The 13,161-nt window shown below is 72.1% G+C and carries 11 protein-coding genes; 4 read left to right on the top strand and 7 right to left on the bottom strand.

What is annotated here, in order from left to right; all coding sequences use genetic code 11:
- From ACFWGJ_RS33405 to ACFWGJ_RS33425, 5 genes are all read right to left on the bottom strand, one after another.
- On the bottom strand, positions 1-3,118 hold a 3,118-nt coding region (locus ACFWGJ_RS33405; protein WP_387332130.1), incomplete at its 3' end, for an efflux RND transporter permease subunit.
- Positions 3,119-3,318: 200 nt separating this feature from the next.
- Positions 3,319-3,996 (bottom strand): response regulator transcription factor, encoded by a 678-nt coding sequence (locus tag ACFWGJ_RS33410; protein WP_189776667.1) that lies wholly within the window; start codon positions 3,994-3,996, stop codon positions 3,319-3,321.
- The gene (locus tag ACFWGJ_RS33415) at positions 3,993-5,246 is read right to left on the bottom strand and encodes a sensor histidine kinase (RefSeq protein WP_387332132.1); all 1,254 of its coding nucleotides are present in this window, start codon (positions 5,244-5,246) and stop codon (positions 3,993-3,995) included. The genes ACFWGJ_RS33410 and ACFWGJ_RS33415 overlap by 4 nt, the downstream gene beginning before the upstream one ends.
- Positions 5,247-5,606: 360 nt before the next feature.
- Complete coding sequence (locus ACFWGJ_RS33420; RefSeq protein ID WP_387332134.1) at positions 5,607-5,885, bottom strand: hypothetical protein; 279 nt, start codon at positions 5,883-5,885, stop codon at positions 5,607-5,609.
- A 39-nt stretch (positions 5,886-5,924) separates the two neighbouring features.
- Positions 5,925-6,722: a PspA/IM30 family protein gene (locus tag ACFWGJ_RS33425; RefSeq protein ID WP_210883332.1), complete on the bottom strand. Its 798-nt coding sequence runs from the start codon at positions 6,720-6,722 to the stop codon at positions 5,925-5,927.
- Positions 6,723-7,033: 311 nt separating this feature from the next.
- On the opposite strand from ACFWGJ_RS33425, the gene ACFWGJ_RS33430 reads away from it, so the two are divergent.
- Positions 7,034-7,660, top strand: a complete 627-nt coding sequence (locus ACFWGJ_RS33430; RefSeq protein ID WP_387332136.1) for a DUF3043 domain-containing protein — start codon at positions 7,034-7,036, stop codon at positions 7,658-7,660.
- Between the two features lie 83 nt (positions 7,661-7,743).
- Positions 7,744-8,445, top strand: coding sequence for a class I SAM-dependent methyltransferase (locus ACFWGJ_RS33435; RefSeq protein WP_387332138.1), 702 nt, complete (start codon positions 7,744-7,746; stop codon positions 8,443-8,445).
- A gap of 229 nt (positions 8,446-8,674) precedes the next feature.
- Here the strand turns inward: ACFWGJ_RS33435 and ACFWGJ_RS33440 are convergent, their stop codons facing one another.
- Positions 8,675-8,887 (bottom strand): hypothetical protein, encoded by a 213-nt coding sequence (locus tag ACFWGJ_RS33440; protein ID WP_387332139.1) that lies wholly within the window; start codon positions 8,885-8,887, stop codon positions 8,675-8,677.
- A gap of 226 nt (positions 8,888-9,113) precedes the next feature.
- Here ACFWGJ_RS33440 and ACFWGJ_RS33445 point away from each other — a divergent pair, with 226 nt between their 5' ends.
- A complete protein-coding gene (locus ACFWGJ_RS33445) occupies positions 9,114-10,313 on the top strand; it encodes a bifunctional adenosylcobinamide kinase/adenosylcobinamide-phosphate guanylyltransferase (protein WP_387332141.1) in 1,200 nt (399 codons plus the stop codon).
- 6 nt (positions 10,314-10,319) lie between these two features.
- Here ACFWGJ_RS33445 and ACFWGJ_RS33450 read toward each other — a convergent pair whose 3' ends face one another.
- On the bottom strand, positions 10,320-11,594 hold the full coding sequence (locus tag ACFWGJ_RS33450; protein ID WP_387332143.1) for a class I SAM-dependent methyltransferase: 1,275 nt from the start codon (positions 11,592-11,594) through the stop codon (positions 10,320-10,322).
- A gap of 200 nt (positions 11,595-11,794) precedes the next feature.
- Between ACFWGJ_RS33450 and cobT the strand changes: the two genes are divergently transcribed.
- On the top strand, positions 11,795-12,922 hold the full coding sequence (gene cobT, locus ACFWGJ_RS33455; protein WP_387332145.1) for a nicotinate-nucleotide--dimethylbenzimidazole phosphoribosyltransferase: 1,128 nt from the start codon (positions 11,795-11,797) through the stop codon (positions 12,920-12,922).
- Positions 12,923-13,161 lie beyond the last annotated feature (239 nt).

The raw sequence follows: 13,161 nt of genomic DNA on the forward strand, positions 1-13,161 counted from the left end.
ACTGCGGGCCCGGTGGAGGCCGATCGCGCAGTTCCCCGCGCCCCTGAGGGGCATGTGCGGGCACGTCCTCCACCGACTCCAGCGAGAAGCGGCCGTGCACCGAGCAGTGCCCGCGCCACAGAATCATCTTCGCGTCGCGCAGCTGCTCGACGGTCAGGCCGCCGATCACGACCACCGCGAGCGGCTGGGCGATGAAGCCGCCCTCGCCGGTGATGCCCAGGGCCATCGGCAGCAGGGCGAAGATGGTCGCCAGGGCCGTCATGAGGATCGGGCGGAGACGGTGCCTGCCGCCCTCGATCACGGCCTCCACGACCCCGTACCCCTGCCTGCGGTACTGGTTGATCAGGTCGATCAGCACGATCGCGTTCGTCACGACGATGCCGATGAGCATCAGCATGCCGATCAGCGACGGCACGCCCAGCGGGGTACCGGTCACCAGGAGCAGGCCGATCGCGCCCGTCGCCGCGAACGGGATCGAGACGAGCAGGATCAGCGGCTGGATCAGCGACCGGAAGGTCGCCACCAGCAGCATGAACACGATCGCGATCGCCGCGAGCATCGCGAGGCCGAGGGAGGCGAACGCGTCGTCCTGGTCCTCGGAGACACCGCCGATGGAGGCCGTGGCCCCGGCCGGCAGCTTCAGCTTGTCGAGCTTCGTCGTCAGCTCGTTGCTGACCGCGCCGGTGTTGTCGCCGGTCGGCTTGGCCGTGATGGTGGCCGCGCGCTGACCGTCGATACGGGTCATCGAGACGGGGCCGTCGACCAGCTTCACCGACGCGATGTCACCGAGCTTGACCGGGCCGAGCCTGAGGTTCTTCAGCTCGGCCAGCGTCTCGGCCGGCTTCGCCGACCTGATGACGACGTCGCGCTCGGTGTCGTCGAGGATCGCCTTGCCGCTGGTGGTGCCGCGGACGGCCTGGCCGACAGCCGCGCCGAGCGTGGCGTCGTTGAACCCGGCGGCAGCGGCCTTGTCGTTGGCCTTGACCGAGATGCGCGGCACGGACTGGGCGAGGTCGCTGGTGACGTCGGTGACGTCGTCCAGCTTCGCGACCTCGTCGCGGACCTTCTCCGCCGCCTCGCGCAGCACCTCGCCGTCGGCGGACTTCACCACGACGCTCAGGTCCTGGCTGCCGAATCCGTCACCGGCGGCGACCGTCGTCGTACCGATCCCGGAGAGCTTGCCGAGCCCCTCCTCGATGCTGTCCTGGACGTCGTCGAAGGAGGCCGAGTCGGCGACCTTGACGGTGTACGAGGCCTGGTTGGTGTCCGTGCCCCCGCCGAACGCGGCCATGAAGCCGGAGGAGCCGATCGTGACCTGGTAGTCCTCGACGCCCTTGACGTCGGCGAGCAGCCGCTCGACCTTCTTCGCCTGCGCGTCGGTCGCGGCCAGGCTGGTGCCGGGCTTCAGCTCCTGCTTGACGGTGAGGACTTCCTGGTCGCCCTGGTCGAAGAAGTTCGTCTTCAGCAGGGGCGTCATACCGAACGTACCGAGGAGCACGACCACCGCGATGGCCACGCTGGTGAGGCGGCGGCGGGTGGCGAAGCGCAGGACGGGCACGTAGAAGCGCTGGAGGCGGCTGCGGGCCTCCTTCTCCTCCGCCTTGCGGCGGGCCTCCTCCGGGTCGGCCCCGCGCACGTCCTTGGGAGCGCGCAGGAACCAGTACGACAGGACGGGGACGACCGTCAGCGAGACGAGCAGCGAGGCCAGCAGGGCCGCGGTGACCGTCAGGGAGAACGAGCCGAAGAGTTCGCCGACCACGCCGCCGGTCAGGCCGATGGGCAGGAAGACCGCGACCGTCGTGAGCGTCGAGGCGGTGACCGCGCCCGCGACCTCGCGTACCGCCTTGAGGATCGCCTCCTGGCGCTCCTCGCCGTAGCCGAGGTGCCGCTTGATGTTCTCCAGGACCACGATCGAGTCGTCGACGACCCGGCCGATGGCGATGGTCAGGGCGCCCAGGGTGAGGACGTTGAGCGATTCGTCGCGGACCCAGAGCACGATCAGCGCGAGGACGACCGACATCGGGATGGAGACCGCGGTGACCAGCGTCGAGCGGACCGACGCCAGGAAGACGAGGATGACCAGGACCGCGAAGAGCAGTCCGAGCGCGCCTTCGGTGGTCAGGCCCTTGATGGACTTGGAGACGGCGGGACCCTGGTCGCTGACGACCGTCAGGGTGGCGCCGGAGCCGAGGTCCTTGCGCAGGCCGGGCAGCTTGTCCTGGACCGCGTCGGAGACCGCGACCGCGCTGCCGTCGTGGTCCATGGTGACGGAGACGGCGAGGCTGGGCTTGCCGTCGGTGCGGGTGATGGACTCCGTCCTGGCGGGCTTCTCCTCGACGGTCGCGACGGCTCCGAGGCGTACGGGCTTCTTGCCGCCCTCGCCGGTGACCATCAGGTCCTCGATCTGCTGGAGCGAGGTGAAGCCGCCGCCGACCTGGACGGTGCGGTTGCTGCCGTCCTCGTCGAAGGATCCGGCCGGTACGGTCGCGCCGCCCGCCTGGAGGGCCTGGCCGAGCGCGGCCGTGGTCAGTCCCGCCTTCGCCAGCTTCGCGTCGTCGGGCGTGACCGCGACCTCAAGGTCCCGTACGCCGTCGACCGTGACCTGGGCGACGCCGTCGATGTCCTTCAGCGCGGGGACGACCGTACGGTCCAGCTGGTCCGAGAGGGCCTGCTGGTCCTTGCCGGAGGTGACGGCGAGGACCACGGTCGGGATGTCGTCGGTCGAGCCGGCGACCACCTGCGGGTCCACGTCGTCCGGGAGCTGGACGCGGGCGCGGTTCACGGCCTGCTGGACGTCGGCGACGATCCGGGCGGAGTCGTTGCCGTAGTCGAAGGAGGCCATGATCAGGGCGTTGCCCTCGCTGGCCGTGGAGGTGACGCCGGAGATCCCGTCGACCGCTTCGAGGTTGTCCTCGATGGGCTCGACGACCTGCTTCTCGACCACGTCGGGGGACGCGCCCTGGTACGGCGCCAGGACCGACACCACGGGCAGTTCGATGGTGGGCAGCAGCTGCTGCTTGAGTTGCGGTATCGCTATCGCCCCGAAGACGAGCGCGATGATCGACATCAGCCCGATGAGGGCACGCTGGGCGAGGCTGAAGCGGGACAGCCAGGACATGGGTGGCGGGTCTCTCTTCTGTGGCTTGAGGCTGTTGCCTGTGTGTCTGGAGGCTGTTGCCTGTGTGTGAGGAGCGGCGCGATGGGCTCATGTGAGCATCCGCCTATCACTCTGAGCCATGGGCGGGGCCACTCCCCTCGCCCCCAGGTCCCGTTTCCTTATACGGCGCATACCGCGCCCGCAGTACGTACGGGTGGAGCTCACTCCACCCTTGGGCGTACCAGTCCGGACTCGTAGGCGATCACCACGAGTTGGGCCCTGTCGCGGGCTCCCAGCTTGGCCATGGCCCGGTTGACGTGCGTCTTCACGGTGAGCGGGCTGACTTCCAGACGCTCGGCGATCTCGTCGTTGGAGTGCCCGCCGGCGACCTGGACGAGGACCTCGCGCTCGCGGACGGTGAGCGCTTCGAGGCGTTCGGCGCGGGCGGGGTCGCGGTCGTCGTCGCCGCCCTGCGCGAGGAACTTCGCGATCAGCCCCTTGGTGGCGGCGGGCGACAGCAGGGCGTCGCCGGCCGCCGCGACGCGGATGGCGTTGAGCAGTTCCTCCGGCTCGGAGCCCTTGCCGAGGAAGCCGGAGGCGCCGGCGCGCAGCGACTGCACCACGTACTCGTCGACCTCGAAGGTCGTCAGCATGACGACGCGCACATGGGCGAGGCCGGGGTCGGCGCTGATGAGGCGGGTCGCGGCGAGCCCGTCCGTACCGGGCATCCGGATGTCCATCAGCACGACGTCGGCCCGCTCCTCGCGGGCGAGGCGTACCGCCTCCGCGCCGTCCGAGGCCTCACCGACGACCTCCATGTCGGGCTCGGAGTCGACCAGGACGCGAAAGGCGCTGCGCAGCAGGGCCTGGTCGTCGGCGAGCAGGACACGGATCGTCATACGGGGTTCCCCTTGGCTGCCTCGGTCGCGGACGCGGTGGCTCCGGCACGGCTCTTGACCGGCAGGATCGCATGCACCCGGAAGCCGCCTCCGTATCGGGGTCCCGCGCTGCAGGTGCCGCCGAGCGCGGTGACCCGCTCGCGCATGCCGAGCAGTCCGTGGCCGCCGTTCTCCTCCAGGCGGGCGGGCGCGTCGTCGCCGGGGCCGTTGTCCAGGACGGTGATCTCCACGTTCGGGCCCACGCGTACGACGCTGACCTCGGCCTTCGCCTCCTGGCCCGCGTGCTTGCGCACATTGGTGAGGGCCTCCTGGATGACGCGGTACGCGGCCAGGTCGACGGCCGCCGGCAGGGCCGTGCCCTGGTCGGTGCGGGCCACTTCGACGGGCAGGCCCGCGCTGCGGAAGGTACCGACCAGCTCTTCGAGGCGGTGCAGGCCCGGAGCCGGTTCCGTGGGGGCCTCCGGGTCGCCCGACTGCCTCAGCAGGCCGACCGTGGCGCGCAGTTCGTTCAGCGCGGAGCGGCTGGCCTCGCGGACGTGGGCGAGGGCCTCCTTCGCCTGGTCGGGACGCTTGTCCATGACGTGCGCGGCGACTCCGGCCTGCACGTTGACCAGGGCGATGTGGTGGGCGACGACGTCGTGCAGATCGCGGGCGATGCGCAGGCGTTCCTCCGCGACGCGGCGGCGGGCCTCCTCCTCGCGGGTGCGTTCGGCCCGCTCGGCGCGCTCCCTGATGGCGTGCACGAAGGCGCGGCGGCTGCGGACCGCGTCGCCCGCGGCGGCGGCCATGCCCGTCCAGGCGAAGATGCCCAGGTTCTCCTGGGCGTACCAGGGCAGGGGGCCCGCCAGCATCGCGAAGGCGGTCAGGACCGTCATCGTGAGCAGGCCCACGCGCCAGGTGGTGGGGCGGTCGGTCGCGGCGGCGACGGTGTAGAGGGCGACCACGGCGGACATGGCGACGGGGGCGCGGGGGTCGCCGGTCACGAACTCCACGACGGACAGGGCGCCGGTCGCGGCCAGGACCCAGATCGGGTATCTGCGGCGGAGGATCAGGGTGGTCGCGGCGAGCAGCATGAGGGTGAGGCCGAGGGCGTCGGGGGCGCGGGTGCCCCACATCGTGCCGCCGTGCCGGCCGTTCGGCTCCGCGAAGGAGCCGGCCAGCATGCACGCGAGGACCGCGGCGGCGAGGGTGCCGTCGGCGACGAGGGGGTGGGACCGCAGCCAGGTCCTTGCGCGCGTCAGTGTGCTCACGGTTCTTTACGGTACGGGGGCCCTGGCGGGGGCGGAACGAAGAGGGGGTGCGCCTTGCGCGGTGCGTCCTGTGCGGCTTCGGTGGGGGCTTGTCGCGCAGTTCCCCGCGCCCCTAAGGGGGTGCGGCCTCGCGGAGACAGTCGACCGCCGGACGGTGGGGGCTTGTCGCGCCGTTCCCCGCGCCCCTAGGGGGGTGGGGCTGCACGGAGAGAGTTGGCTGCCGGACGGTGGGGGTTGATCGCGCCGTTCCCCGCGCCCCTGGGTGGTTCAGCCCGTCCGGCGTTTGAGGACCGGGGGTTCGGGGGCAGCGCCCCCGAGTCAGTGACGGGACGGGTAGGGGCGGCGGGGGCGAGGGAAGCGTCAGCCGGGGAGGAGGCCGTCGTCTGTCAGGAGGGCTCGGACCTCCGACAGCGTGGCGTCCGGGGACGGGAGGATCAGCTCCGAGGGCTCCAGCGAGTCGTCAGGGAGCGGCGCCCCCAGACGACGTACCGCGTCGAGCAGCGCCCCCAGCGTCCGCCGGAACCCCTCCTCGTCCCCGGCCCGGGTCTCCGCCAGGAGCTCGTCGTCCAGCTCGTTCAGCTCGGCGAGGTGCCCGTCGTCCAGCCTCACCTGCCCCTCCCCCATGATCCGTACGATCATGACGCCCTCCTCGGCGTGGGACGGTCGTGCGACCGGCTGCTACTGCTTGTCGAAGCGCGGCGTGTCCGACTTCGACTGCTGCTGGGACTGAGTCTGCCCCTGACCGCCCTCGATCGCCTGCTGGGAGGAAGACCCCCCGGCCAGCTCGGCCTTCATCCGCTGCAGTTCGAGCTCGACGTCCGTCCCCCCGGACAGCCGGTCCAGCTCGCTCTGGATGTCGTCCTTGGCGAGCCCGGAGTGGTCGTCGAGCGCGCCGGAGGCGAGCAGTTCGTCGATGGCCCCGGCCCGCGCCTGGAGCTGCGCGGTCTTGTCCTCGGCCCGCTGGATGGCCATCCCGACGTCGCCCATCTCCTCGGAGATGCCGGAGAAGGCCTCCCCGATCCGGGTCTGCGCCTGGGCGGCCGTGTACGTGGCCTTGATCGTCTCCTTCTTGGTGCGGAAGGCGTCGACCTTGGCCTGGAGCCGCTGCGCGGCGAGGGTGAGCTTCTCCTCCTCGCCCTGGAGGGTCTGGTGCTGCGTCTCCAGGTCGGTCACCTGCTGCTGGAGGGCGGCACGGCGGGACAGCGCCTCACGGGCGAGGTCCTCACGGCCCAGCGCGAGCGCCTTGCGGCCCTGGTCCTCCAGCTTGGAGGACTGGCCCTGGAGCTGGTTGAGCTGCAGCTCCAGGCGCTTGCGGGAGGTCGCCACGTCGGCGACGCCGCGGCGCACCTTCTGCAGCAGCTCCAGCTGTTTCTGGTACGAGTAGTCGAGGGTTTCGCGCGGGTCCTCGGCCCGGTCAAGGGCCTTGTTCGCCTTCGCGCGGAAGATCATCCCCATACGCTTCATGACACCGCTCATGGGCTTCGCGCGCCCCCTTCTGACGGACTCCGGCTCCAGCGACTGCAACAGAACCCACAGTACGGGCCCTGCATCCATTACCGCACTGTTCGGGGACGGATGCGCTCATCCCCAAGGACGACTGACGACGATCTTGCTCCGGCGTAGGGAGTAGGTGTCCCCCCAGGGGTCGCTCCGGATTCGGTCCGGATCGGCCCCGGAGTCGTCCCGGGGCCGGCACGCGCAACCGCACACCACCACCCCTTTTCAGGTCTCCTGTCCCCCTACAGACGACCGGTGTTGCCGGATCGTTCCCCACTCGGCCGACGTCCATGCCTTCGCACCCCTTACCCTTGGGTTTTGTGTTCCGTAGCCGCGCCAAAGACGAGAAGGCCCACGCCGACAAGGCGTCGGTGACCGACTCCCCTCAGATCCGTGACCCGCAGGCCCCCAAGGGCAGGCCCACTCCCAAGCGCAGTGAGGCCCAGTCCCAGCGCCGCAGCGTCGCCAATACGCCGACGTCGCGCAAGGAGGCCTCCAAGCGCCAGCGCGACGAGCGCCGCGCCCACATGGAGAAGCAGCGCCAGGCGCTGGCCAGCGGCGACGAGCGTTATCTGCCCGCCCGTGACAAGGGCCCGGTGCGCAAGCTCGCGCGTGACTTCATCGACTCGCGGTTCTGCATCGCCGAGTTCTTCCTGCCGCTCGCGGTGGTCATCCTCGTCCTGAGCATGGTCCGCATCGCGCAGCTGCAGAACGTCGCGCTGCTGATGTGGCTCTTCGTGATCGTGCTGATCGTGCTCGACTCGATCGGGATCGCGATCCGCCTGAAGAAGCAGCTGGCCGCGCGCTTCCCGGACGAGCCCCGCCGCGGCGCCGTCGCGTACGCGCTGATGCGCAGCCTCCAGATGCGTCGCCTCCGGCTGCCGAAGCCGCAGGTCAAGCGCGGAGAGCGGCCCTGAGCGCGGCACCTTTCTCGGGAGGCGCGGCGGATGCCTGGCTGAGCAAGCTGGGCGGTCTGCGTGATGTCGTACGGCAGGAGCTGGTGGCCCGGCAGCTCGACGAGCAGATAGCCGGGCGGTTCCCCGTCGGGCAGCGGCTGCGTGTGCTCGACGTGGGGATGGGCCAGGGCACGCAGGCCCTTCGGCTGGCCCGCGCCGGGCACCAGGTGACCGGCGTCGAGCAGGACTCCACCATGATCGCCGTGGCCCGTGAGTCCCTGGCCGCCGAGCCCGAGGGCATCCGCGGCCGGGTCAGGATCGTCGAGGGCGACGGACGCGACACCGGGGTGCACTTCCTGCCCGGCAGCTTCGACGTGGTGCTGTGCCACGGCGTACTGATGTACGTCGAGGAGCCCGACGCGCTGCTCGCGGGGCTCGCCCGGATGCTGGCCCCCGGCGGTCTGCTGTCCCTGCTGGTGCGCAACGCCGACGCGCTGGCCATGCGGCCGGGGCTGGCCGGCGACTGGGCGCGGACGCTGACCGCCTTCGACACCAGCACGTACACCAACCGGCTCGGGCTCGACGTCCGCGCCGACGGGCTCGACACCCTCACCGGCACCCTCGCCGGGATCGGCGCGCCGCTGCACGCCTGGTACGGGGTGCGGGTCTTCACGGACACGGCCGCCGACGACGCGGCGGTGCCGGACGACGTGGACGCCCTGCTGGCCGCCGAGGAGCGGGCCGGCCGGACCGACCCCTACCGCCGGGTGGCGGCGCTGCTGCACCTGTGCGGCGTACGGGGCTGAAGCCTCGCGCTGTCCTTCACCGCCCGGCCGGTCAGGTCGGGCGCCCGGCCGGACGGCAAGAAGCCGCGACCGGTTCGTACGGTCGCGGCCTCTCACTCGTACGGACCAGAAGGACTCGTACGGACCAGAAGGACTCGCACGGACCAGAAGGGCTCGCACGGGCCCACGAGGACCCGTACGGACCTCGTGGGCTTGTGCGCGCCCCGTGGACCCGTACGGATCTACGAGGTCAGGACGCCTCGGCGTGCAGGCTCATCGGGCCGTAGATCTCCGTGGTGTCCTCGAAGATGCGGACCTGGTCCGCTCCCCCCTCGGCCAGCTCCTTCCAGTTCTCGCCGAGCCAGGACTCCGCGTCGCCCTGGGTGGTGAACTCCTCGGGCTGGACCGCGGGCTGGACTTCCGTCCCGTCGGCCTTCTCGAACCGCCACGTCCATGCCGCCATGTCAGCCTCCCAAAAGTTCCCAAAATACCGAGCAAGATCGGGCTCTCGCCGTCAGCCTAGGCGCTCCGTTGCTGGTCCGGTGTTCAAAAGTGCAGGTCGAGAACCCTGGGGTGCCGGTGGTGGGTGCGCGCGCTCCGCTCGCGCGCTCGTCCGTGCCCCGCTCGACGTGCGCCCTTGTGCACCCCCTGACGGGCACGAGCCGCGCCGGCACGGGAAAATCGGGCCCGTGGAAGTGACTCTGCTTGGTACCGGCGGGCCCATGGGGCTGCCCAGGCCCGATTGTTCGTGCGCCGTGTGCGCGGTGGCGCTCGGCGCGGACGCCCGCGCGGCCACGTCCCTCCTGGTGGACGGGGTGCTGCTGCTGGATCTGACCCCCGGGGCGGCGTTCGCGGCGGCCCGGGCCGGGCATTCGCTGGGCGGGGTGCGCCAGGTCCTGCTGTCGCACCCGCACGACGGACCCGCCGTGGAGGTACCGGCGGGGCTGCCGCAGCCGGGGCGCGTGCCGGACGGCCGGGAGCTGACGCTGCTGACGGGCCATCGGGTACGGGCGCTGTCGATGGACGCGCCGGGCACCGGGTACGCGGTCACGGGCCCCGACGGGCAGCGGCTGCTCTACCTGCCGCCGGGCGCGGCCCCCGCGGGCCTGGACGAGACGACCGAGACGTACGACATGGTGGTCGGCGATGTCGTCGGGCGGCCGGACGCGCTGGCCCGGCTGCGGCTGGTGGGTGCGGTCGGGCCCGCCACCGATGTGATCGCGGTGCATCTGGACCACGACGTGCCGCAGGGCCGGGAGCTGCGGCGACGCCTCGCGGCGGCGGGGGCGCGGACGGTCCCGGACGGCAGGACGCTGACCGTCGGGGTGTACGAGGACGTGCCCGACGTACCGCGCCGGACGCTGGTCCTCGGCGGGGCCCGGTCGGGCAAGTCGGTGGAGGCCGAGCGACGGCTTGAGGCCTTCCCCGACGTGCTGTACGTGGCGACGGGCGGCGCCCGCAACGGCGACGGGGAGTGGGCGGCCCGGGTGCACGCGCACCGCGAGCGGCGTCCCGGCTCCTGGCGTACCGCCGAGACCTGCGACCTCGTACCCCTGCTGAAGGAGGACGGGCCCGCGCTGCTCATCGACTGTCTGTCGCTGTGGCTGACGGACGCGATGGACTCCGCGAACGCGTGGGACGACGCCGAATGGGCGGGCGGCGGCGAGCGGGTGCTGCGGGCGCGCGTCGAGGAGCTGACGGCCGCCGTCCGCGAGTCGCGCCGCACGGTGGTCGCCGTCTCCAACGAGGTCGGTTCCGGGATCGTCCCCGCCACCCCCTCGGGCCGCCGCTACCGCGACGAACTGGGCCGCCTCAACACGGCGTTCGCGACCGAGTGCGAGCACGTGCTGCTGGTGGTGGCGGGCCAGGCGGTCACCCTGAAGGGCTGAGGCCGGTCAGAGCGAGGCCGCGTCGAAGTCAGAGGCCCCGCCCGGATTCTCGCCCGGGTGCTCGCGCGGGTTCTTGCGGGCGATGATCCGGTACGCGTTCGAGAAGCGGGTGCGGCGCAGGAGCGGTGCCAGGGCGTGGTCCAGGACGAACGCGGAGGCGAGCAGCGGCGCGGTGGCCCGGGTGAGGGCCGTGCGCAGGGTGCGCTGGAGGTCGGTCGGCGGGGCGGGGCGCCAGGGCTCGTCCCCGCCCGGCAGCCGGTTGCCGATCGCCAGCGCGAGGGCGCCGGTCAGGTCGTACGGGACGTGCGGCTCGCGGCGGTCGGTGGAGACGACCGAGCAGCCCAGTTCGTCGAGTTCGTCGAGCAGGTTGCGCAGCGGCATCAGGTGGAGGTGCTGCGGCTGGCAGTACGACACCCACCATTTGCCGAGCAGCGCGCCGAACGCGCAGTCCGGGTCCGGTACTTCGACGAGCAGATGACCGCCGGGGCGCAGTACGGCGAGCGCGGCGCGCAGTTCCTCGCGCGGGTCGGGGCTGTGCTCCAGGTGGTGGAACATGCTGACCACGTCGTAGCGGGCGCGCAGCCGGCCGGCCAGGTCGGGCAGCCGGCCGCGGTGCGCCTCCTCGACGCGGCCCGCCGCCAGGGCCTTGTCGACGCGTGAGGTGGGATCGAGCCCGTCGAAGGACGTGTACGTGAACAACTCCTTGGCCGCCGCCGGGAAGTGGCCGTGTCCCGTCCCGACGTCCAGCCAGCTCTCGGGCTCCGGGAACGGGAGCATCGAGCGGGCCGCGGCCTCGTGACGGCGGCGGCCGGCCCGGGAGCGCAGGGTCCGCTCGGCGAAGCTCTCGTGCTCGTGGCGTTCGCCGTCGTGCCCCTGTCGTTCGGCGCCGCTGTCCTGGTTCTCGTAGAAGTCGCGGTAGTAGAAGGCGAGGCCCTCGGTGGTCAGACGGGGGTTCTGGAAGGCGTGGGCGCAGTCCTCGCACTCGTCGACGACGAAGGTGCCCGGCTTGTGCTGGAGCAGGTCGGGGGTACGCAGCCGGGTGCGCAACCGCGCCGAGCCGCACCAGGGGCAGTCGGGTCTGCGCGGTTCGTGGAAGCGGTCGGTGCCCTGGGCCAGCTCCCCCAGATAGGCGGCACGGCGCTGGGCGACGGACTGCGGGGCGGCGGACTGCCGGGCAGTGGGCTGCTGGGCAGTGGACTGCTGGCCGGCCGTCGTGACGGCTGCGGGAGGCGGCGTGGGGGGTGTGGCCGGGGTCGGGGGTGTGACGGGTGTGGGGGGCATGGTCTGTCTGCTCCTGCCGGTCCGACGGGGTAAGACCCTGTAGAGGCTGATATGAGCCGCTACCAGCCGATACAAACCGGTATGACAATCCACTGCAAACCGGCACACATGCGATCACCGTCTTTGACCCGCCCACCCCGCGCGGACCACTGACCGCCCGTCAGGATCCCGGCCGGATCACTGCCGGTACTGTTCGGCGAATGAGCTCGCTTAATCTCGACGACTTCACCGACCTGATCGAGCGCCCCGACGGTGGCGTACGCCGTGACGCCGAGGCGCGCCGGGAGCGCCAGGTCGTGCCGCCCGGGTCACTGGGACGCCTGGACGAACTCGGTGAGTGGCTGGCCGCCGCGCAGGCGGCCGTGCCGGTGCGGGCGATCGAGCGTCCGCGCGTGGTGCTGTTCGCGGGCGACCACGGGGTCGCCGGACTGGGCGTCTCGGCGCGGCCCGCCGGGAGCGCGGACGACCTGGTGCGCGCCGTGCTGGAGGGCGCGAGCCCCGTGTCGGTACTGGCCCGGCGGCTCGGGGTGCCCCTGCGCGTGGTGGACATGGCCCTCGACTGCGCGCCCGAGAGCCTGCCCGACGAGGTCGTACGGCACCGGGTGCGGCGCGGGTCCGGGCGGATCGACATCGAGGACGCGCTGACCCTGGAGGAGGCGGAGGCCGCGTTCCGGGCGGGGGTCGCCGTCGCGGACGAGGAGGCCGACTCCGGGACCGATCTCGTCGTCCTCGGGGACGTGAGCGTCGGCGGGACGACCGCGGCGGCCGTACTGGTCGCCGCGCTGTGCGGGACCGACGCGTCGGTGGTGACCGGGCGCGGGGGGCGGGCGATCGACGACCTCGCGTGGATGCGCAAGTGCGCGGCGGTTCGCGACGCGTTGCGTCGCGCTCGGCCCGTGCTCGGGGACCAGTTGCAGCTGCTCGCGACGGTGGGCGGGGCCGATCTCGCCGCGATCACCGGGTTCCTGCTGCAGAGCGCTGTGCGCAAGACGCCCGTCGTGCTCGACGGGGTCGTGTCCGCAGCCTGCGCGCTGGTCGGGCAGCGGGTCGCCTTCCGGGCGCCGGACTGGTGGCTGGCGGGGCAGAGCAGTGGGGAGCCGGCGCAGGCGAAGGCGTTCGACCGGATGGCGCTCGAACCGCTGCTTTCGCATGGGGTGACGGTGGGGGAAGGGGCGGGGGGGTTGCTCGCGCTGCCTTTGGTGCAGGCTGCTGCGGCGCTGGCGGCGGAGTTGCCCTTGGCTCCTTCGGCTCCGTCGGACTCCGAGGCCTTGGAGGCCCCGGACGCCACGGAGGCCCTGGACGCCTTGGAGGCGTCGGAGGCCGAGTAGGGGTGGGCTGCGGCCCGGGCGTCGGGTGCGGGTCCGGTGGGGGTTGCTCGCGCAGTTCCCCGCGCCCCTGAAAGACAAAAGACTGCGCCGTTCCCCGCGCCCCTGGATGACCTGGATGACCTGGATGACTTCGGGTGCGGGTGCGTGGGGGCTGGGCGCGCAGTTCCTCGCGCCCCTGAAAGACCCCGGCTGCGGGCTGGGCGGGGCTCACCCGCGCAGTTCCTCGCGCCCCTGAAAGA

Origin of the sequence: Streptomyces sp. NPDC060205, assembly GCF_042728395.1 — a bacterium.
Lineage (GTDB): Bacteria > Actinomycetota > Actinomycetes > Streptomycetales > Streptomycetaceae > Streptomyces.

Coding starts and splice junctions, on each gene's coding strand:
- ACFWGJ_RS33410 (WP_189776667.1), bottom strand. CDS start 3,996: ATGACGATCCGTGTCCTGCTCGCCGACGACCAGGCCCTGCTGCGCAGC.
- ACFWGJ_RS33450 (WP_387332143.1), bottom strand. CDS start 11,594: ATGCCCCCCACACCCGTCACACCCCCGACCCCGGCCACACCCCCCACG.
- ACFWGJ_RS33440 (WP_387332139.1), bottom strand. CDS start 8,887: ATGGCGGCATGGACGTGGCGGTTCGAGAAGGCCGACGGGACGGAAGTC.
- cobT (WP_387332145.1), top strand. CDS start 11,795: ATGAGCTCGCTTAATCTCGACGACTTCACCGACCTGATCGAGCGCCCC.
- ACFWGJ_RS33425 (WP_210883332.1), bottom strand. CDS start 6,722: ATGAGCGGTGTCATGAAGCGTATGGGGATGATCTTCCGCGCGAAGGCG.
- ACFWGJ_RS33430 (WP_387332136.1), top strand. CDS start 7,034: ATGCCTTCGCACCCCTTACCCTTGGGTTTTGTGTTCCGTAGCCGCGCC.
- ACFWGJ_RS33420 (WP_387332134.1), bottom strand. CDS start 5,885: ATGATCGTACGGATCATGGGGGAGGGGCAGGTGAGGCTGGACGACGGG.